This window comes from Nonomuraea sp. NPDC050733, from assembly GCF_040654215.1.
Taxonomy (GTDB): Bacteria; Actinomycetota; Actinomycetes; order Streptosporangiales; family Streptosporangiaceae; genus Nonomuraea.
On sequence record NZ_JBFAHO010000002.1, the window covers coordinates 486,700 to 506,662 of the forward strand.

Sequence of the window (19,963 nt, forward strand, 5' to 3'; positions counted from 1 at the left end):
CATGGTCCTCATCGCCCGCCTGCTCGTCCGGCGCGTCCTCATCCTGGTGCCGCTGGTGCTCGGGGTCGTCGCGTTCGTGTTCGTCGTGATGCGCTTCTCCAACAGCAAGCCGGAGTACGCGTACTTCCAGGGCGCGAACCCGACCCCCGAGCAGATCCACCAGTTCCAGCTGGAGAACGGCCTGCTCGACCCGCTGCCGCTGCGCTACCTGCGCTTCGTCGCCGACCTGGTGCGCGGGGACATGGGCACCAGCGTGCTCACCCGCAAGCCGGTCATCGAGTCGGTGACGACGGCGCTGCCGCTGACGCTCCAGCTCACGTTCCTCGGCCTGGCCGTGGCCGTGGGGCTGGCGCTCGTCCTCGGCGTCACCGCCGCGCTGTTCCGCGACCGCTGGCCGGACCAGGTCATCCGCGTCGTCTCGCTGGTCGGGGTCGCGGCGCCCGCGTTCTGGCTGGCGCTGCTGATGATCCAGTGGCTGGCCGTCGGCGAGGGCCTGTTCCCGACGGGCGGCTACATCAACCCGGCCGACTCCTTCTCCGGCTGGCTGCGCTCCATGACGCTGCCGGCCCTGTCGCTGTCGCTGCCGGCCGCCGCCCAGCTCACTCGCGTCATCCGTACGTCCATGGTCGAGGAGCTGGACCGCGACTACGTCCGCACCGCCATCGGCAGCGGCCTGCCGCCCGTCGTCGTGGTCGGCCGCAACGTGCTGCGCAACGCCCTCATCAACCCGCTGACCGTGCTCGGTCTGCGCATCGGCTACCTCATCGGCGGCACGGTCGTCATCGAGCAGATCTACGGCCTGCCCGGCATGGGCCAGCTCATGATCAACGCGGTGCGCGACGGCGACCCGGCCGTGGTGCAGGGCGTGGTGCTGACCATCGCCGTCGGCTTCATGGTCGTCAACCTCGCCGTCGACATCCTCTACCTGCTCGTCAACCCCCGCCTGAGGAGCGCCGCATGAGACGTGCCCTGGGGGAGCGCCTGTCCCGGCCCGGCATCGGCTTCCGCCGGCTGCGCCCGCTGTCGTGGGCCGCCCTCGCCGTCATCGCGCTCGTCGTGCTCGCCGCCCTGCTCGCGCCGTGGATCGCGCCCCACTCGCCGTACGTGCAGGAGGCCGCCGGCGGCGGCCCGTCCGCCGGGCACTGGATGGGCCTCGACAGCGCCAACCGCGACATCCTGTCCAGGCTCCTGTACGGCGCCCGCTGGTCCCTGCTCATCGGCCTCGGCGCGACCGGCCTCGCCCTGGTGGCCGGGGCGCTCGTCGGCGCGGTCGCGGCCACCTCCCGCAGGGGCGTGGACGAGACGATCATGCGGGTGCTCGACGTCATCATGGCCTTCCCCGGCATCGCGCTGGCCGCGGTGCTGGTGGCCGTCTTCGGCGGCAGCATCCCGGTGCTGGTCATGGCCATCGCGTTCCTCTACATGCCGTCCGTGGCCCGGGTCGTGCGGGCCAACGTCCTCGCCCAGTACGGGGAGGACTACGTGGCGGCCGAGCGCGTCATCGGCGCCCGCACCCCGCACATCCTGCTCCGGCACGTGGCCGTCAACTGCGCGGCGCCGGTGCTCGTGTTCTGCACGGTGATGGTGGCCGACGCCATCGTGCTGGAGGCGTCGCTGTCGTTCATCGGCGCCGGCGTCCGCCCCCCGAACCCGTCCTGGGGCAGCGTCATCGCCGACGGCAAGAACCTCGTGCTGCTCGGCGGCTGGTGGGCGACGGTCTTCCCCGGCCTGTTCATCCTGCTCACCGTGCTCGCCCTGAACATCCTGTCCGAGGGCGTCTCCGACGCCTGGGCCGCGCCCGCCGCCAAGAAGGCCGTGCCCGTCAAGGACGACCCGGTGGAGCGCGCCGAGCCCGGCTCCGGGGAGCTCGTCGAGCTGCCCGGCCTGGCCGAGGCCGCCCGCAGGCTCGCCGAGCGGGCCCGGCCCCTGCCCTCAGGGCCGCCGATCCTGTCGGTGGAAAGGCTGCGCATCGGCTTCACCGACGGCGTGGACATCGTGGACGGCGTCGCCTTCGACGTACGGCCCGGCGAGGTGCTCGGCCTGGTCGGCGAGTCGGGATGCGGCAAGTCGCTGACCGCGCTGACCATCATGGGCCTGCAACCCCGTGAGGCCCGCGTCAGCGGGCACGTCCGCTTCGACCAGCGGGAGCTGCTCGCCCTGCCGCGCAAGGCCCGCCGCCGGCTGCTCGGCCACGACATGGCCATGATCTACCAGGACGCGCTGTCGTCCCTGAACCCCGCCATGACCATCAAGGCCCAGCTCAAGCAGGTCACCCGCCGCGGCGGCCGCCGCTCGCCCGCCGAGCTGCTGGAGCTGGTCGGCCTCGACGCCGGCCGCACCCTGTCGGCGTACCCGCACGAGCTGTCCGGCGGGCAACGGCAGCGGGTGCTCATCGCGATGGCGCTGTCGCGCGAGCCCAGGCTGATCGTCGCCGACGAGCCCACCACCGCGCTCGACGTGACCGTGCAGGCCCAGGTGATCGAGCTGCTGCTGCGGCTGCGCGAGGAGCTGGGGTTCGCGCTGATCCTCGTCTCCCACGACCTCGCGCTGGTCGCCGACGTCACCGACCGGGTCGTCGTCATGTACGGCGGGCAGATCGTCGAGACCGGAGCCACGGCGGCGCTCGTCGGCGCGCCCGCCCACCACTACGCCCGCGGGCTGCTGGGCTCCGTGCTGTCCCTGGAGTCGGGGGCCGAGCGGCTCACCCAGATCCGCGGCGTCGTGCCGCCGCCCTCGGGGTTCCCCGCCGGATGCCGGTTCGCCGACCGGTGCCCGATGGCGACCGCCGAGTGCTGGACTGACGCGCCACCGCTGGAGGGCGACGCGCACCGGCACGCGTACGCCTGCCACCACCCGGCGACCACGCAGCCGGCCGGCCTGGAGACCGCGGGGAGTGAGCACCTTGCTTGAGCTCAAGGACGTCCACGTCGTCCACAAGGCGCGCACCGGCGGGCTGTTCTCCCGCGACCGCGTCCACGCCCTGACCGACGCGAGCCTGACCGTCGCCCCCGGCGAGACCGTCGGCGTGGTCGGGGAGTCCGGCTGCGGCAAGTCCACCCTGGCCAGGGTCCTCGTCGGGCTGCAACGGCCCACGTCCGGCACCGTGTCCCTGAACGGCCGCGACCTGTGGGCCATGAACGACGCCGAGCGCCGCACCCTCGTCGGCACCGGCGTCGGCATGGTGTTCCAGGACCCGTCCACGGCGCTCAACCGGCGGCTGCCCGTCCGGCAGGTCCTGCGCGACCCGCTCGACGTGCACCGGCGCGGCACGCCCGCCGAGCGCGAGGCCAGGGTCCGGGAGCTGCTCGGCCTCGTCGGGCTGCCCGCCGCCGTCGCCGACGCCCTGCCCGGCCAGCTCTCCGGCGGCCAGCGCCAGCGCGTCGCCGTCGCCCGCGCCCTGGCGCTGGAGCCCGCCCTGCTCGTCGCCGACGAGCCGACCAGCGCCCTCGACGTGTCCGTGCGGGCGCAGATCCTCAACCTGCTGCTCGACCTCAAGGAACGGCTCGGCCTGGCCATGGTGTTCGTCTCGCACGACATCCAGACGGTCAGGCGGATGAGCGACCGGGTGGTCAGCATGTACCTGGGGCGGATCGTGGAGCAGGCGCCGGCGCGGGCCGTACCCCTGCGGGCCCGGCACCCGTACACCCGGGCCCTGTTCTCCGCGACGCCCGGCCTGATCTCGCCCATCACCCCGATCCCCCTGACCGGCGCCGTGCCCTCGGCCACCCGGCCGCCGAGCGGCTGCCCGTTCCGCACCCGCTGCTGGCGCGCGGACGACACGTGCGCGGCGGCCTGGCCCGCCGCGACCGCCGACGGCGACGACCACCACTTCCACTGCCACCACCCGGTGGCGGCGGGAGCGACCGACTTCGACCTGATCCAGGAGCGCTCGTGACCATGCCCGACCCCGCCGGACCCGCGCCCGCGACGGGGGTGATCCCCCCGGTGTGCACCCCGATGACCCCCGAGCACGAGGTGGACGTCCGGTCGCTCACCCGGCTCGTCGACCACCTGATCGAGGGCGGCGTGGACGCGCTGTTCGTGCTCGGCTCGTCCTCCGAGGTGGCCTATCTCCCGGACGCCCACCGGCGCGTGGTGCTGGACACGGTGGTGGGGCACGTGGCCGGGCAGGTCCCGGTGCTCGCCGGAGTGATCGACATGACGACGCCCCGCGTCCTCGACCACGCGCGGGTGGCCGTCGAGGCGGGCGTGTCGGGCCTGGTCGCCACGGCGCCCTTCTACACGCGTACGCACCTGGAGGAGATCCGCACCCACTTCCGGCTCATCGCCGGCCGGACCGGGCTGCCGCTGTACGCCTACGACCTGCCGGTGTCGGTCCACACCAAGCTCCCGGCCGCCCTGCTGCTGGAGCTGGCCGCCGAAGGGGTGCTGGCCGGGGTCAAGGACTCCAGCGGCGACGACGGCGGCCTGCGGGAGGTCATCCTGGGCCGCGGACCGGGGTTCAGCGTGCTCACGGGGTCGGAGGTGACGGTCGACTCGGCCCTGTGGATGGGCGCCGACGGCGTCGTGCCCGGCCTCGGCAACGTCGACCCCCACGGCTACGTCCGGCTGGCCGCCTGCGCGGGCCGGGGCGAGTGGGAGGCGGCCCGCCAGGAACAGGAGCGCCTGGTACGGCTCTTCGAGATCGTCCGGGTGGGCGGAGCCCGCATGGGAGGCAGCTCGTCGGGCCTCGGGGCCTTCAAGGCGGCGCTGTACCTGCGCGGCATCATCGCCTGCCCGGTCACGGCCCCGCCCCAGATCCCCCTGAACGACGACGAGATCGGCCGCATCGGCAAACACCTGGCCACGGCGGGCCTGCTGTAACCCCTGGCCGCGTACGTGGAGACAAGGTCCTGGCGGGGGATGGGCCCCAAAGGCAAGGTCCTCACGGGGGCGCGCTTCGCGCGACGCGGCTCGGGCTGTGACAGTGGGGGAGCCGAGCTCCCCCACACCCCCTGGCCGGGTGCCTCCGGCCCCCGGACCCCCGCTGGGACTGCACCACCTGGAGACAGCTCCGACACTGGCATTGCCGAGGAAGCTGGTGGCCCACCATCAGCGAGGCGACGCTGTTCAACCCGGCAACGGTCAGCACCACCCGATATTGCTACCGCGGAACTGCGATCCCCTCGCCCTGGCCGCTGACGGCATGACGAACCATCCCCGTAAGGAGATCTGCGGAGAGCCTGATGCGGTGAAAGTCGCCCGTCCGGTTCGAGAGGTGCGCCGAGGAGACGGGTCGCAATCGCCTGGCCCGACCCCACCAGCTACCTCTACGTCGGTCCGGGAAGCGCTCTCACCCCGCGCCCGGTTACTCCCACCCGGCTCAGGATACTTCGCGCATGACGAGTGTCCAAGACGTGCTACCTAGTAGCACCGAATGGCACCACGCTATAAACTTGGGATGTGAGCACTCCCGAGCCTGACTACGTCCATGAGATCTCTCAACGCGACCTGCGTAATCGGTCAGCGGAGATCATGGATGGCCTGGAACGTGGGGAGCGGTACGCCGTTACGCGTAATGGCCATCACATCGGTGATCTGGTCCCTCTCCGCCGCCGGCGCCGGGCCGTGTCGCGCGCCGAGTTCGCCACCGTGTCGCGTGGCATGCCGCGACTAGACGACCGTGAATATCGCGAGGACATGGACCGCCACGTAGATGACGATCTCTACGACCCGTACGACCGCGCATACGGCAGACGCGAATTCGCGGAGGACGAGGGATGACCCATGGCCTCGGGCTGCTCGACACCAACATCCTCATCCTGCGTGCTGGTATCGATCCGGACGAACTCCCCGATGAGATGATGATCAGTGCCATCACCACCGCGGAGCTCTCGGTCGGCGTCTTGGTGGCGACAGGACCGCAGGAGCTCGCCCAGCGAATGAAGATCCTTCAGACCGCAGAAGCCGAATTCGACCCGCTCCCCTTCGACGACACCTCGGCCCGCGAGTACGGCCAGTTGTGGACGGCCGTGATCGCCTCAGGACGCAAACCACGTCCCCGCACCGCAGATCTGATGATTGCCTGTGTGGCAATCGCGAATCGGCTTCCTCTGTACACCTGCAATCCCAAGGACTTCAAAGGCCTTGATCACCTGCTCACCGTAGTGCCGGTAACCCGTCCGCAATGGGCCGGTTCATGAGATGGAAAACGCTCAGGAGGCCACAGCGAACAGCCGCCGCCACATGTAGGCATCGAATCCTTAATCCGGTCCCGTCTCCCACGTTAAGAGGGGAAGGCCATCGAGCTTTTACACCACTCTGAGGACAGGACCGACCGGTCGGCTCCGCTGGCAGAGTCGCTGATCACCAACTTCTTCATGAAGCCCAGCGAGCGCTTCGTACCGCTCGCGCGGCAGACCGGGTTGATAGAAGCGTTGAGCCGTCCTCGGTGGCGGACGGTGCGAGCCGGGGACGGATCGGCGTGGACTTCGGTTCGATCGGGCTGTGTCAGATTGCCGAGTGCGACCGGGTGGAGGTGCTGGGCGGCGGCGTCTCCAGGGAGCTGATCCCCTCCCGCTCCCGTGATCAGCCGCTGTACGAGATCCAGCCGTACTCGTACTGTGTCCAGCCGTTCTCGTCCCCGCTGTGCCTACGGCCGGTCATCACCTGGCTGGCGCCGCCCATCGAGGCATGGTTGTTCTCCCTGACCCAGCCTTCCAGTTGCCTGGGGGTGATCTGCACCGCCTTGCCGCCCAGGAACAGCGCGCCGCTGTAGTAGATGGTGTCGCCGTTCTCGTCCCCGTCGTGCCGAATCCCGGTGATGGCCTGGTTCGCCGGAGTGTGGTAATCGTGGCTGTTCTCGTCCGTTCTGGTGCCCCAGAAGTCCGCCTTGAGCACCGTGACCTGGACGTTGTCGATGTAGATGCGGCCGCAGCGGAACGTGGTGTCGCCGTTCTCGTCGCCGCGGTGCTCGCGGCCGATGAGCACTTCGTTCGTCGGGCAGCTGAACTTGCTGTTCGACTGTCTCAGGGTCGAGACCTGCCCGGGACGGATCTCGATCGTGGCGGCCGCGGCGGGGCCGGCGGGGACCAAGGTGAGGGCGGCGACAGCCGCCGCCGCGAGCGCGGCCGGCAGAGACTTCTTGAGCATGTCCGTGTCCTTCGACGAGAGCCTGCGGTGAGCGGAACCCATGGTCGCCGTCACGATGACGCCCGTCGTCCCCCTGCGGGATGAGCGCGGGTCCGCCTGCACGGTGATCCACCCGCTCCAGCGCCGTGACCGGAAACGCCTGAAGTCACGGGTCCGGCGATCCTGGGGATTCCCCTGCCGAGACACCGAGCCCGGACAGGAACGCCGCCGCCGCGGGGGAGGGCGGGAAACGGCTCCAGATGAGGTGCTCCATGCGGGCGGGGGCGTCGCGAAGCTGGAGGACGGGCAGGCCGGGGAGTTCGGACACGAAGGCGGCGGGCAGCATCCCGATGCCGAGGCCCTGCCGGATCAGGCGAGCGATGAAGTCCACGGACGTCACCTCGAAGGCGACCTCGCGCCGGACGCCGGCTGCGACGAACGCCTCGTCCGACTGGGCCCGCGCGGCGGAGCCCGGGGGGAAGTCGACGAACAGCTCGTCCGACAACTGGTGCAGATCCACGCGTTCCTGGTCGGCCAGCGGATGGCCGGGCGCCACCACGGCGACGAGCTCGCCGCGCCCCAGCTCGCGGCCGCGGACGCCTTCGGGTCGTACGCCCACCGGCAGCCCCAGGAACGCGGCGTCCAGGGTGCCCTGCCGCACGCGTTCGGTCAGCTCCTCGCTCGCGCCCGAGCGGAGGCTGATCCGCACCTGCCGATGCCGCAGGTGGAAATGCTTCAGCGCGGTCGGGAGGTCGACCGCCGCGACGGTGGGGATGGCGCCGATGGCGAGCCGGCCGCGGATCTCGCCGGCGGCGGCCGCCACCTCGGCGCGGGCTCGTTCGGCGGCGTCGAGGGCCTGGCGGGCCGCGGGGAGGAACGCCTCGCCGGCGGGGGTCAGCCGGACGCGACGGCTGGTGCGCTCGAACAGCTTGGCACCCAGCTCGCGTTCCAGGCGGGCGATCTGGTGACTCAGCGCGGACTGGACGACCAGGCACTGCTCGGCGGCGCGGGTGAAATTGCTCGTCTCCGCGACAGCGACGACATAGCGCATTTGCTGGAGCTCCATGGATCAATCGTGATGTCAGATCGCTTCGATGACAAGCATGTGTTGGACTCATCGATCCCTGGTCAACCAGGCTGGGGGCATGACAGCGATGAGACCTCACACGGACGGCGGCCTGTCACGCGGACTGCTCCTGCTCATGTCGGTGGCGACGGGGTTGGCGGTCGCGGGGAACTACTTCGCGCAGCCGCTGCTTGACCTGATCGGCCGGGAGCTGGCGATCGGGCCGTCGCGGGCGGCGCTGTTGGTGACGGCCGCGCAGGTCGGGTACGCGCTGGGGCTGATCCTGCTGGTGCCGCTCGGCGACCTGGTGGAGCGGCGGCGGCTGGCGGTGTCGCTCTACGCGGTGACCGCGGTTTTCCTGCTGGTCTCGGCCGCCGCCCCCAACGGCACGGTGCTCCTGGTCAGCACGGCCCTGACCGCGCTGACCTCGGTCGGAGCGCAGGTCGTGGTGCCGTTCGCGGCGACGCTTGCGGACCCGGCCGAGCGTGGCCGGGTGGTCGGCACGGTGATGACCGGGCTGATGCTCGGCCTGTTGCTGGCGCGCACCGCGTCCGGGGCATTGTCGGAGCTGGACGGGTGGCGGACGGTCTACTGGGTGAACGCGGTGCTGATGGCGCTGATGGCCGTGCTGCTGCGTACCTTCCTGCCCCGGCTCGGGGGAGCCGTCGGACACCGGTTCTACCTGGGGCTGCTGCGCTCGACGGTCGCGATGTTCCGGTACGAGCCGTTGCTGCGGTGGCGGGCGGGTATCGCCGCGTTGAGCCTCGCGTCGTTCAGCGTGCTGTGGACGGCGCTGACCTTTCTGCTGGTGGGCTCGCCGTACGGCTGGTCGGAGTCGGCTGTCGGCCTCTTCGGGCTGGTCGGCGCCGTGGGTGCGCTGACCGCCATGGTGGCCGGGCGGCTGGCCGACCGCGGGTTCGTCCAGATCGTGACGGGCGCCGGCACGGTCCTGCTGGCGGCGTCCTGGGCGGCGCTCGCGGCGGGCGCGCGCTCGCTGGTCTGGCTGCTCGCCGGCGTGATCGTGTTGGACCTGGCGCATCAGGCGGTGCTCAACAGCAGCCAGAACGTCCTCTACGCGCTCCGGCCCGAGGCCCGCAACCGGATCAACTCCGCCTTCATGACGTGCCTGTTCGTCGGCGGCGCGGTGGGCTCCGCGCTGGCTTCGGTGGTCTGGATGAACGGCGGCTGGACCGGCGTGTGCGTCCTGGGCGCCATCCTCTCGGCCGGGACCGTCGTGCTCTGGGCCCTGGAGCGCATCACCACCGGCCGGGCGGCGGCAGAGCCCCCGAAGACCCCGGTCGACCAAGGCCATGACCCGGCACCGGCCAAGGGCGCCGTCACCACCGAAGCCGTCACCACCGAAGGAGAATGAACATGTCGCGCACCGTGCTGATCACCGGAGCCACCGGAACCGTTTCCACCGCACTGATGAACGCGCTGCGAGGGGCCGATGTGCGCCTTCGCGCTCTCATCCGCGACACGTCCAAGGCGGACGGCCCGCGGGAGCAGGGCGCCGAGGTCTTCACCGGCGACCTCGATGACGCCCGGTCGCTGCCACCGGCCTTCGAGGGCGTGCAGGACGTGTGGCTGCTCACCCCGAACGGCCCGCGCGCGCCGGAGAACAACATGAACGCCATGTGGGCCGCCCGCCAGGCCGGTGTGGAGCGCGTCGTGCGCCTGTCCGTCGTCGGCGCGGCGCACGACGCGCCGAACCGCAGCGGCAGGCTGCACGCCCTGTCCGACCAGGAGACCGAACGATGCGGCATGCGCTGGACGACTCTGCGTCCGCACTGGTTCATGCAGAACCTGCTGAACGAGGCGGGCGACATAGCCGCCACCGGCACGTTCTCGCTGAACATGGCCTCGGCGCGGATCGGCATGATCGACGTACGCGACATCGCCGAGTGCGCTGCCCGCGTGCTCCTCGACGACCCGGATCGTCATCACGGCGAGACGTACACCCTCACCGGGCCGCGCTCGCTGACGTTCGACGAGGTCGCCGGCCGGCTGAGTCACGCTCTGGGCAGGCCCGTCACGTACCTGCCGGTCAGCGACGACGCCAAGCGCAAGACGCTGCTCGGCTACGGCGTTCCGGCCTGGATCGTCGACATGCTGGAGGAGTACGCGCAGGCGTACGTCTCCGGCTGGGGCGACTTCACCACCGGCACGGTCGCCGACCTGCTCGGCCGGCCCCCGCGCGACATCGCCGACTTCCTGCGCGACCACGCCGCGGCGTTCGAGGGCGAGGGCACTCGATGATGCGCTCGATCAAGTCCCTGGGTGCGATCCTCGCCGCACTCGTACTGGTCATCGTCATGGGCGCTCCCGCCGGAGCGGCCTCAGACGGGCAGCCGGGTCCCGGCGGACCGGGGAGATTTCCCGGATCGATCTCGTTGCCGGACGGCTTCCAGCCCGAGGGCATCGCCATCGGCCCCGGCCCGTTCGCCTTCGTCAGCTCCATGGCCGACGGCTCCATCTACCGCGCCGACCTGCGCACCGGACGCGGCGCGGTCTTCAGCCACGGGCCCGGCACGCCGTCCCTCGGGATGAAGATCGACTCGCGTGGACGGCTGTTCGTGGCGGGTGGCACGGGCGGCGACCTGCGCGTCCTCGACGTCCGCACCGGCCGGGTGCTGGCCTCCTACCGGCTGACGACCGGCCCGGCTTTCGTCAACGACGTCATCCTCACTCAGGACGCCGCGTGGGTCACCGACTCCACCAACCCGGTGCTCTACAAGCTGCCGCTGCGCGGCGGACGGCTGCCCGCCGCCGCGGTGCGGATCCCGCTCACCGGGGATCTGGTGTATCGCGACGGCTTCAACGCCAACGGCATCACGCCCACTCCGGACGGCCGGGGCCTGCTCGTCGTCCAGTCGAACACCGGCGGACTGTTCCGCGTCGACCGCTCCGGCGCCACCCGCCGGGTGAACCTGCACGGCGAGTCGCTGAAGGAAGGCGACGGCCTGTTGCTGCGCGGCCGGACGCTGTACGCGGTGCAGAACCGGCTCAACGCCGTGACCGTCCTGCGGCTGAACGCGGCGGGCACCGACGGCCGCGTCGTGCGGCGGGTGACTGATCCCCGCTTCGACGTACCGGCGACGATGGCCGCCTTCGAGGACCGGCTGTACCTCCCCAACGCTCGCTTCGACACCACCCCGACCCCCACCACCCCGTACGACGCCGTCGCCATCCCCCGCCCCTGAAACGGCGGCTACGGCGTGGCCTCCGGTCGTCGCCACAGGAGTGCGGCGCCCGTTCGGGCCGTCCGGTGGTAGGGCGGGAGGTCGTCGCCGCTCCAGTACACCTCGACCTGTGGCGAGTCCATCCCCATCTGGACCAGCTCCCGCTGGGCGTCCATGGTCAGGTCCCAGGCCGGGACGCCCGGGTCCACCTCGGCGAGGTAGACCCGCCTCCCGTCCTCCGGCGGCCCGCCCGGCCGGGACCGCCACGCGCGCCGCACGGCGACGACGCCTGAATGCTCGGTGAGGGCGTCCACCACGAGGGCGTCCAGGAGGTCGGCGGGCCCGTCGTCCGCCTCCTCGGTCAGGTCCGGAACGGCCGGGGCGAAGACGTGACCCGTCCCCGGGACGACGTCGGAGATCGGCACCCGGTCCATCGCCACCGGCTCCTCACCGGCCCCGAGGGCCACGAGCACGTCACGCAGGATCCCGGCGTCGGCCGCCGTCAGCGACACCCCGAGGCCCGCCGCCGCGCCCGACAGCGTGTCCGGAAGGTACGCCAGGTCGCCCTCGGCCAGCATGCACCGCGCATGGAACACGAGCTCGTCGGGGACGCGGCCGGCCAGCCGCACCAGCAGGCGGTGCAGACCCTGCAGGATCCGCCCGACCGTCTCGTCGGAGTCGGGCGGCTCGGCGGGCACCTCGCTCCCCGTCATTCCTCGTCCATGATCAGGATGTCGTAGCTGTCCGGGACCTTGTCCAGCTTCCCTCGCTCGATCATGTCCTCCGCGGTCCGCTCCAGGGCGGCGCGGATCCGCGCCTCCAGCTCCGGGTCGTGCCGCCGCCGGCCGGGGGAGCGAGGTGGCAGCAGGATCTCCTCCTGCTCCGGGTGGGTGGAGAAGATGGAGATGTCCCGTCCGTTGCGGCCGGTGAGCGCGTAGACGACCAGCACTCCCCGGTCTCCCACCAGGTTCTTGGAAACGTACTGCACGGCCACTTCCAGGCTCCGGCTCAGGCTCAGGAACTCGCGGGTCATCCCGTGCGGGAACCTCCTCGACCCGTAGATCGGCGAGTGCACCGGCGTCAGCCAGTCCCCCCGGAACGCGAGCACGGGCTGGTCGGGCGAGCCGACGGGAGGAAGCTGCATCAGCGCGTCGTGCGCCATGTCGGCGTGCCATCGCATCTCGGTGGCCAGCCGCGGCAGGACGCCGCCGAGGTCCTCGCGGATCTCACGCCAGGCGCTCCGCTGCTCCCTGCGGGCCTCCCGGATCCGGTCCTCGGCCTGCCGTGCCTCCGCCTTTCGGCCCGCCGCGCGGTGCTCCTCCCGCTCGCATTTCGCCTGGTCGATCGCCTGGGCGGCGTCCACCCAGACCCGGGCAGCCGGCGTCAGCGGTGACTGAGGGGTCAGGGGCCCATCGCCCGCGTGCAGCAACGGCCGCAGCGGGAACGAGAGCGCCCGCCCCTTCACGCCTTCGGCGAGCTCTCCGAGATAGCCGGCCAGCCGCCTCTCGACCTTCACGTTCAGGACCTTCCGCACGGCGGTCTCGGACATGCCGGCGGTCCACAGCTGCGTCCGGGTCACGTTGTTGATCAGGTCGTGGCTGGGGCGCGTGTACACGGTCAGCGCCATCATGTGTCCCGGCGACAGCCGCTCGCCCATCGCCCGCACAGCGGCCGGGTCCAGCGGGTCGACGCCGTTGCGGCGCAGCCAGCCGGTCAGCGTCGGATCGGTGACGCGCCCGCCGGCGAGCTGCTCTCCCAGTCGCCGGGCGATGTCCCGTACGTCCTCGAACTGCGTCTCGGCGAACCCGCCGGGATCGGTGGCGTGACGCAGGTACATGGCCTCGTGCGGGAACAGCCCGTCGCGGAGGAAGCCGGCGCGTAAGGTCCGCAGGTCCATGCCCGGCAGGTGGCGGTACACGTCCACCGCGCTGGCGTGCGCGGCCGGCCAGGGTGCCAGGTGTTCGAGGCCGGCGAGCTGCGCGCCCCGCATGATCTCGAACAGCGAATGGTCCCGGCACGGCAGCATCCAGCCCATCAGCCCACCGAGGAAGCGCTCCGTCGTGACCTTGTCCAGGCCGAGGAACCCGGCCGCCGCCATCATCTTGGTGGTCGTCACCGAGATGCCGTCGATCACGGAGTGGCCGTCGCCGGCGGTCAGCCTGGCCCACCGGCCGGTGGTGTTCTGGTGCGCGGTCCGGCCCTCACGCCAGGGCAGCGGGGTGTCCGCGTGCAGGGGGCCGCCGCCGACCGACTCGATGTACGACCGCTCGAACCGGCCGAGAGGCGTGCCCCGATTCTCGTAGTGGGCCGGAGTCGTGATGAACCCGTTCCGCTGCTGCTCCTCAAGGGTGCGGTCGCGCCGGTGCACCTGGCTCTGGACCACCTCGGCGAGGTCACGGACGCTCCGATCGGACATCATGATGACGTTGCCGGTCTCCAGCGGGTCGCGAGCGAACCGCGACCCGCCCATCACCCATTCGTCGACCTTCCCGAGAACGGCCCGGTGGCGGTTGCCGTCGAGTTGCTGCCGCGCGCGTTCCAGCAGGTCGAGGTCCACTCCGGCCAGGCGTGCCCGCTCCTGCCGCTCCGTGTCGAGGACATGGAGCAGCGTGTTGGACAGGGTGTGCGGGTGGCCGTCGTTGAAGTAGGCGGCGTTGTAGAAGGCCGTCATCAGCTCCCGGACGTTTCCGCGCGCGAGCAGGTGGTCGAGCGTGACCCGGGTGCCGACCTGTCCGGCGCTGTCGGGGGCGTCGTCGCGGAAGAACGCCTGCTCGACGCGCCGGGTGTGCTGGGCGGGGCTCTCGTCCGGCGCCCGCAGGGTGAGGGCCGTGAGAACGTCCCGCATCCTGCGCACCCCGGTGCGCGCCGCCTCCAGGGTCTGCGGGTCGTTGAAGTAGTGGGCGCCCAGCCGCAGCTCGAACCGTTCGCTGTCGGCCGCCCAGCGGGGGTCGGTGAAGAAATCCTCGAAGGCGAACGGGACGCGGGCCCTGTCGTACGCGGCACCCTCGGCGCCGCTCAGGCGTGCCGGCTCGGGGGCCGCGCTCTGCGGGCGGAGGCGCGGGGCGGTCAGGTGCTGGCCGTCGGCGCCCAGGCCGGCGGCGACGCCGCTCTTGAGGATCAGCTCCCAGTCCAGCGGCCGTCCGTCCAGCGACAGGCTGATGGCGGTGGTCGCCGCGCCCGTGACCCCGTACTGGATCGCCTGACCGGGCAGGGTGCCCGTGAGACAGGTCAGCACCTTCTCTCCCAGGGCGGCCTCCGCCCGCGACACCCCCGCCCGCAGCGCGGGTGTGGCCAGCCGGCCCAGGCCGCCGCCCAGCAGCCCGGTCAGCAGGCCGTTGATCGCGCCGTCGCGCGCGGTGGTGGCCAGCTGGTCCCAGTCGACGCCGTCCCGCCGTCCGCCCGCCACGATCTCGGAGTACTGGGCCCCGAGATCGAGTGCCGTGCCGAACGCGGCGAACACCGCGATCAGGATCGCGGTGTACCGGGCGATCTGCAGCACCGTCATCCTGGTGACCTGCAGGACCGGCCTGAGCAGCCACGGCGCCCGCCAGATCACCACGGGCAGCACCGCGAGCAGGAACAGCACGACCAGAGTGATCAGTCGCTCGGCGTGCTGGATCGCCACGCCCACGCCGTTGAGCGCGATCGCCGCGTCGACCAGCCGCTTGACGAGCTCGGCCTGCCGGCCGCCGACCTTCTCCCGGACGTGTCCGACGAACGCCTCCTGGGCCGCGCCGTCCCACCGATCTCCAAGCAGCTCCGCCGTGAACGGGTCCGCCGCCGCGGTGCCGGCCACGATCCGGTGCGCCGCGACCACGCAGGCGTCGGCCATCCGGAAGCAGCCCTCCGCCTCCCCCTTCGGCCAGGCGGTCCCGGTCACCCAGTCCACGTACGGCCGCAGTGGCTCCGGCACGACGCACCCGTCGAACTCCACCCGCGACCGCCGTCAGATCGTCCGAGAGTAGGGATCGTCCTCGCGGCCGCGCCTCGACAACGCGGCGTGCTCGGCCGCGTCGTACGTGTTCGCGGACGTGCCCAAGCCCTCATCCGTGCCGTCGAGCTCGGCGATGTACGCGTCGAAGGAGGCGAAGATCCCCTTCTCGATCCCGGGGAGTCGCCCGGCCAGCTCCGCTCCGTACGCGTCGTCGCCCAGGGTGGCGCGATCCCTGTCGAACGCCTGCCGGAGCGTCCGCGCGGCCTCCGCCACCTGATCACGGTGGTCCCTGACGACCGAGCTCTGACGCCGTAACGCCTCCCAGGCGACGGAGTAACCGTCCCGGCTCATGTCCGGCCCGGCCGGGGTGGGTGGAGGGCGAGAGCGGCCCCCTCGCCGAGCAGCTCCTCGACCGGGACGTCGTCAGGGACCAGCGGGCCCATCAGCTCCTTCGAGCTCGCCGTCACGGAGGCGGTGGCCTGCTCGATCTGCGTCATGATCTCGTGGGAGAGCTCCGAGGGAGACAGCTTGCGGTAGACCCGGGGGTTCAGCTCGATGGCCCGCACCTCTCCGCGTGGTCCCACTCTGACCGTGACCATCCCGTCGCCCGACTGCGCGGTGGCCTCCAGCTCGGCCAGCCTGCCGTAGGCGTCCCGGACGCGACTCAGCTGCTGCTCGTACTCCGCGGTCAGCTCGTCGAGCATCAGCTGAAAGGGCTCCCCCACGGGCGAATCCGCCTCTCGCGTCGGCACAAAGGTGAGGGCAACGTAATGAGCTCAGGTGACCTGCGGGTGACCACCGGGCCACAAATGATCAAGTACTGGATGACCAAGGAGATCATCTTCTTTTGAGGAAACCAGCGTTCCGCAATGCCTCGTAGCGTTCCCTGTGCACGGCAGGACGCCGCCGCCCCGAGCAGAGAAGGGAACACCCAGATGCCCCAAGGACCCGTCGCCGGCGTCATGACGTTCCGGAGCGCCACCGAGTGGGAGGCGTGGCTGGCCGAGCATCACGGGTCGGCGGCCGACGTCTGGCTGAAGATCGCGAAGAAGGGGTCGGGCACGGTGTCCGTGACGCGTGGCGACGCGCTGGACGTCGCCCTCTGCTACGGCTGGATCGACAGCCACACCCGATCGTGCGACGAGGCGTCCTACCTGCAGCGGTTCTCGCCGCGCCGGCCCAGGAGCGTGTGGTCGAAGGTGAACGTCGCCAAGGTCGGGGAGCTCGTCGCCGAGGGCCGCATGCGTCCGGCGGGCCTGGCGGCGGTGCTGGCGGCCCAGGCGGACGGGCGGTGGGACGCGGCGTACGAGTCGCCGAGGAACGTCACCGTCCCCGAAGATCTGACCGAGGCGCTGGAGGGCGACGAGCGGGCCAGGACCTTCTTCGACACCCTCGGCAAGACGGACCGGTACACGGTCATCCTGCGGCTCATGACGGCGAGGACGCCCGGGACGCGGGCGGCCCGCCTGCGCAGAATGGTCGCCACGCTCGCGGCGGGCGAGAAGGTGCGCTGACGAGAATCATGCAGGCCCCTCCTGGCTGCTCGCGGCAGCGGCAACGGCCGTGGCTCGGGGATCAGGCATGAAGGTCGGCCGGCCGGCTTTCACGGCCCGATTCACACGAGGGGCAGCACGTCATCCACCAGCCGCCGGAGTTGGGCGCGCTGATCCCATGACGCCAGGCGCAAGATGAGGTGGGTAGCGCCCTTGGCGAGCAGAGCCCGCAGATCGGTCGCGCATCGCTGGGGCGATCCGGCTGCGGTCCACGCTTCGAGCATGGGAGTGGCGACCTCGTCGTCGTCCTCGTGCTCGGCGATGAAGCGGGCGGTCTCGGCCAGGCAGTCGTCCCGGGAGTCGCCGATGTTGACGTTGTGCAGGAGGGCCACCGGGAAGGTGTCGGGATCGCGTCCTTCCTGCTTCAGATGGTCGCGCAGCCGGGGCCAGAGCCCTTCGAACAGGCCTGGCCAGCTGTTCGCGCTCATCCACCCGTCCCCCAGCGTGGCGACGCGGCGAAGGACGCGCTCGGCGAAACGGGGGTCCCAGGGGTTGGCGGCGATGAAGATCGGACACGGATCCTGCGCCGGAGTCGGGTACACGCTGACCCCCTGATAGGAGCGGAACCTCCCGTCGAAGTAGACCGGTTCTCCTGTCCAGAGCTCGCGGCACAGGGTGATGTTCTCCTCCAGTCGTGGGCCGCGCTCCTTGTCTGGTACGCCCCAGTGCTCCCCTTCCCGGCGGCTCACTCCATCGGAGATCAGCCCGGTACACGCGCCCAGGACCATGCGCCCGCCCGACAACTGGTCGAGGGTGGCCCACTGGTAGGCGAGCACCACGGGATCGCGGAGGGCGAAACTGGCCATGCAGGAAGTGCCGAGCCGTACGTGCTGGGTGGTCGCGGACAGCGCGCCCAGCAGGGAGAGCGCCTCGGGGCGCGGCTGGGCGGTGAGGCTGTCGCCCACCCAGACAGAGCTGAACCAGCCACTCTGTTCGGCCATCGCGCCAAGGTCGAGCAGGCCTCGGAGCGAGTCCACACCGAAGAGAGCACCGCGCTGGGGGATGAGCAGGCCGAAACGGGTGTCGAACATCGGTTCCCTCCTGAATCCAACAGTGTTGGTTTTGTATGCTCGTACTTTAGACCAAGAGGAGATGAATTGGTCACATCACGGCGCGGTCGGCCTGCGCCCGGTTCCGAGCTGACCGCTGCGGCGGTGGTCGCGGCTGCCCGCGAACTGCTCGGCGAACAGGGGCTCGACACGCTGAGCATGCGACGCGTGGCCGCGCGCCTGGATGTGGACGTCTCCTCTCTCTATTGGCATGTCCGCAGCAAGGAAGCCCTGCTGGACCTGCTGGCCGACGACCTGCTCGGTGAGGTCCGCCCGCCGGACCCCCGTCTGCCGTGGCGCGAGCGCGTGGAGGCGTTGCTGCTGGATTACCGCGGGGTGTTGCTCCGCCATCGCGACGCCGCGCGGATCCTGGCGGGACGCTGGGTGCTGGGTCCCAACACGCTGCGCGCCCTGGAGAACCTGCTCGCCACCCTGCGCTCGACCGGACTCGGACGTGCCGAGAGCGCCCAGGTCGCCTATCTGCTCACCAGCTATGTCAGCGGATTCGTCCTGCAGGAGCTGCGGCCGATGAACGCCGCCGAGGCAGCGGGGACCGACCCCGATCAGGCCCTCGACCAGGTGCACCGGGAGCTGAAGGCGCTGCCGCCCGAGGACTTTCCCCACCTTACGGCGGTCGCCGACGAACTGACGGCACGCACGCTCGACGAACGGTTCCGCAGAGGGATCGCCCTCATGCTCAACGGTCTGGAAACGGGCCGGACCTCAGAGCCCCTCGGGTAGCCGCCCGCCCGTGATCCGGCACGGTGGACAGGGCCGAGCACCGTGGACCCGCATGACGGGAACGGCTCAGGCGTCGCGGCGGTTGTCTCTGGACGACACATGAAGCACGTGAAGACCAGGAGTCTCCCATGACCACAGCCGAGGACAAGCCGTCCCCCGTCCGCCAGCTGCGCCTCGTCGTCGAGGCCGAGGACTACGAGGCCGCGCTGGCGTTCTACCGGGACGTGCTGGGGCTGCCCGAGCAGGCGGCGTTCTCCAACGACGGGGACGCCCGGGTCGCGATCCTCGACGCCGGTCGCGCCACCCTTGAGATCGCGAACCCGGCCCAGAAGGAGTTCATCGACGAGGTCGAGGTGGGCCGCCAGGTGGCGCCCAGAATCCGGGTCGCGTTCGAGGTCGACGACGCCCAGGCCACCACGGACCGGCTGGTGGAGGCCGGCGCCGAGCAGGTCGCGCCGCCCACCCTGACCCCGTGGCAGTCCCTGAACGCGCGCCTCGACGCCCCCGCCGGGCTGCACATCACGGTGTTCCAGGAGACGATGGGCCTTGAGGAGCGCCGCTCGCTCGACGGCTTCGGCACCGAGGCGCCCTCTCCGACAGACTGAATGTCGTGCGCTCCTCATCGCTGATCACCGTCACCCCGCTCCTGCCGGTGGCGCTGCTCGTCCTCGTCGTGCTGGCGACGCTGGTGGCCTGGCTGGGCCGGCTCGGTCACGGACGCGCCGTCGTCACCGCCTGCCTGCGCGCGGCCGCGCAGCTCGGCGCGGTGTCCGCGGTGATCGCCTGGGTGGTCGCCTTCTCCGCCGCGGTGGCGGGCTTCATCCTGCTCATGTACGGGGTCGCCGTGTTCACCGCGGGCCGGCGCATCACCCCCGGCCGGGCCGGGTGGTGGGCGGCGGTGCCCATCGCGGCGGGCACCGTGCCGGTGCTGGGCGTCCTGGCCGCCGGCCGGGTGATCACCACGACCGGGATCGTGATCATCCCGCTCGCCGGGATCCTGCTCGGCGGCTGCCTGACCGCCACCACGCTGGCCGGGCGGCGTGCCATGGACGAGCTGGTCCAGCGCAGGGGAGAGGTGGAGGCGGCCCTGTCGCTGGGGTTCGGCACGAGGGAGGCGGCGCTGGAGATCTGCCGCCCGGCGGCCGCCCAGGCGCTGGTGCCCGCCCTGGACCAGACGCGGACCGTGGGGCTGGTCACGCTTCCGGGCGCGTTCGTGGGCATGCTGCTGGGCGGGGCGAGTCCCGTACAGGCCGGGATCGTGCAGCTCGTGGTGCTGGTGGCGCTGCTGGCCGCAGAGGCGGTGGCGACCGTGGTGACCGTCGAGGTGGTGGCGCGCGGCGGGTTCGGCCGCTGAGACCGCCGTCCAG

At 71.4% G+C, this 19,963-nt stretch carries 20 protein-coding genes; 13 read left to right on the top strand and 7 right to left on the bottom strand.

The genetic code is table 11. The annotated features are described in order from the left end of the window. Position 1 precedes the first annotated feature (1 nt). From AB0H64_RS05725 to AB0H64_RS05750, 6 genes are all read left to right on the top strand, one after another. A complete protein-coding gene (locus tag AB0H64_RS05725; protein ID WP_357620470.1) occupies positions 2 to 961 on the top strand; it encodes an ABC transporter permease in 960 nt (319 codons plus the stop codon). Further along, on the top strand, positions 958 to 2,910 hold the full coding sequence (locus AB0H64_RS05730) for a dipeptide/oligopeptide/nickel ABC transporter permease/ATP-binding protein (protein WP_357620472.1): 1,953 nt from the start codon (positions 958 to 960) through the stop codon (positions 2,908 to 2,910). Before AB0H64_RS05725 ends, AB0H64_RS05730 begins: the two co-directional genes overlap by 4 nt. Continuing rightward, positions 2,894 to 3,895, top strand: a complete 1,002-nt coding sequence (locus AB0H64_RS05735; protein ID WP_357620474.1) for an ABC transporter ATP-binding protein — start codon at positions 2,894 to 2,896, stop codon at positions 3,893 to 3,895. Before AB0H64_RS05730 ends, AB0H64_RS05735 begins: the two co-directional genes overlap by 17 nt. A 2-nt stretch (positions 3,896 to 3,897) precedes the next feature. After that, the gene (locus tag AB0H64_RS05740) at positions 3,898 to 4,824 is read left to right on the top strand and encodes a dihydrodipicolinate synthase family protein (protein ID WP_357620805.1); all 927 of its coding nucleotides are present in this window, start codon (positions 3,898 to 3,900) and stop codon (positions 4,822 to 4,824) included. A gap of 579 nt (positions 4,825 to 5,403) precedes the next feature. After that, positions 5,404 to 5,724 carry a prevent-host-death protein gene (locus tag AB0H64_RS05745; RefSeq protein ID WP_357620476.1) on the top strand — a complete coding sequence of 107 codons (321 nt, stop codon included), beginning with the start codon at positions 5,404 to 5,406 and terminating at the stop codon, positions 5,722 to 5,724. Then, positions 5,721 to 6,143, top strand: coding sequence for a type II toxin-antitoxin system VapC family toxin (locus AB0H64_RS05750; RefSeq protein WP_357620478.1), 423 nt, complete (start codon positions 5,721 to 5,723; stop codon positions 6,141 to 6,143). Before AB0H64_RS05745 ends, AB0H64_RS05750 begins: the two co-directional genes overlap by 4 nt. A 385-nt stretch (positions 6,144 to 6,528) precedes the next feature. Here the strand turns inward: AB0H64_RS05750 and AB0H64_RS05755 are convergent, their stop codons facing one another. Together AB0H64_RS05755 and AB0H64_RS05760 are read right to left on the bottom strand one after the other, a co-directional pair. Next, on the bottom strand, positions 6,529 to 7,092 hold the full coding sequence (locus tag AB0H64_RS05755) for a hypothetical protein (protein WP_357620480.1): 564 nt from the start codon (positions 7,090 to 7,092) through the stop codon (positions 6,529 to 6,531). A gap of 145 nt (positions 7,093 to 7,237) precedes the next feature. Further along, a complete protein-coding gene (locus tag AB0H64_RS05760; protein WP_357620482.1) occupies positions 7,238 to 8,137 on the bottom strand; it encodes a LysR family transcriptional regulator in 900 nt (299 codons plus the stop codon). Positions 8,138 to 8,225: 88 nt separating this feature from the next. Between AB0H64_RS05760 and AB0H64_RS05765 the strand changes: the two genes are divergently transcribed. Genes AB0H64_RS05765 through AB0H64_RS05775 form a run of 3 tightly spaced genes read left to right on the top strand, consistent with a single transcriptional unit; the run spans position 8,226 to position 11,340 of the window. Continuing rightward, complete coding sequence (locus AB0H64_RS05765) at positions 8,226 to 9,509, top strand: MFS transporter (RefSeq protein ID WP_357620484.1); 1,284 nt, start codon at positions 8,226 to 8,228, stop codon at positions 9,507 to 9,509. Between the two features lie 2 nt (positions 9,510 to 9,511). Beyond that, a complete protein-coding gene (locus AB0H64_RS05770) occupies positions 9,512 to 10,396 on the top strand; it encodes an SDR family oxidoreductase (RefSeq protein ID WP_357620486.1) in 885 nt (294 codons plus the stop codon). Beyond that, a complete protein-coding gene (locus AB0H64_RS05775; RefSeq protein ID WP_357620488.1) occupies positions 10,393 to 11,340 on the top strand; it encodes a superoxide dismutase in 948 nt (315 codons plus the stop codon). The genes AB0H64_RS05770 and AB0H64_RS05775 overlap by 4 nt, the downstream gene beginning before the upstream one ends. Before the next feature lie 8 nt (positions 11,341 to 11,348). On the opposite strand, the gene AB0H64_RS05780 is transcribed toward AB0H64_RS05775, so the two are convergent. From AB0H64_RS05780 to AB0H64_RS05795, 4 genes are read right to left on the bottom strand one after another with little or no spacing between them, the layout of a single operon-like run. Further along, positions 11,349 to 12,032, bottom strand: coding sequence for a hypothetical protein (locus tag AB0H64_RS05780; RefSeq protein ID WP_357620490.1), 684 nt, complete (start codon positions 12,030 to 12,032; stop codon positions 11,349 to 11,351). Then, entirely contained in the window at positions 12,029 to 15,232 is a 3,204-nt protein-coding gene (locus AB0H64_RS05785) for a hypothetical protein (protein ID WP_357620492.1), read from the bottom strand. The genes AB0H64_RS05780 and AB0H64_RS05785 overlap by 4 nt, the downstream gene beginning before the upstream one ends. 33 nt (positions 15,233 to 15,265) lie before the next feature. Continuing rightward, positions 15,266 to 15,604 (bottom strand): hypothetical protein, encoded by a 339-nt coding sequence (locus AB0H64_RS05790; RefSeq protein WP_357620494.1) that lies wholly within the window; start codon positions 15,602 to 15,604, stop codon positions 15,266 to 15,268. Further along, the gene (locus tag AB0H64_RS05795) at positions 15,601 to 15,978 is read right to left on the bottom strand and encodes a YbaB/EbfC family nucleoid-associated protein (RefSeq protein ID WP_357620496.1); all 378 of its coding nucleotides are present in this window, start codon (positions 15,976 to 15,978) and stop codon (positions 15,601 to 15,603) included. Before AB0H64_RS05795 ends, AB0H64_RS05790 begins: the two co-directional genes overlap by 4 nt. 210 nt (positions 15,979 to 16,188) lie before the next feature. On the opposite strand from AB0H64_RS05795, the gene AB0H64_RS05800 reads away from it, so the two are divergent. Beyond that, positions 16,189 to 16,767 (top strand): YdeI/OmpD-associated family protein, encoded by a 579-nt coding sequence (locus AB0H64_RS05800; RefSeq protein ID WP_357620498.1) that lies wholly within the window; start codon positions 16,189 to 16,191, stop codon positions 16,765 to 16,767. Between the two features lie 101 nt (positions 16,768 to 16,868). Here AB0H64_RS05800 and AB0H64_RS05805 read toward each other — a convergent pair whose 3' ends face one another. Beyond that, positions 16,869 to 17,837, bottom strand: coding sequence for an LLM class flavin-dependent oxidoreductase (locus AB0H64_RS05805; RefSeq protein WP_357620500.1), 969 nt, complete (start codon positions 17,835 to 17,837; stop codon positions 16,869 to 16,871). Positions 17,838 to 17,903: 66 nt separating this feature from the next. Here AB0H64_RS05805 and AB0H64_RS05810 point away from each other — a divergent pair, with 66 nt between their 5' ends. The 3 genes from AB0H64_RS05810 to AB0H64_RS05820 all read left to right on the top strand — a co-directional run bounded on the left by AB0H64_RS05810 (position 17,904) and on the right by AB0H64_RS05820 (position 19,950). Continuing rightward, positions 17,904 to 18,596, top strand: a complete 693-nt coding sequence (locus tag AB0H64_RS05810; RefSeq protein ID WP_357620502.1) for a TetR/AcrR family transcriptional regulator — start codon at positions 17,904 to 17,906, stop codon at positions 18,594 to 18,596. 128 nt (positions 18,597 to 18,724) lie between these two features. After that, positions 18,725 to 19,201, top strand: a complete 477-nt coding sequence (locus tag AB0H64_RS05815) for a VOC family protein (RefSeq protein ID WP_357620504.1) — start codon at positions 18,725 to 18,727, stop codon at positions 19,199 to 19,201. A gap of 5 nt (positions 19,202 to 19,206) precedes the next feature. Further along, the gene (locus AB0H64_RS05820; RefSeq protein ID WP_357620506.1) at positions 19,207 to 19,950 is read left to right on the top strand and encodes an ABC transporter permease; all 744 of its coding nucleotides are present in this window, start codon (positions 19,207 to 19,209) and stop codon (positions 19,948 to 19,950) included. Positions 19,951 to 19,963 lie beyond the last annotated feature (13 nt).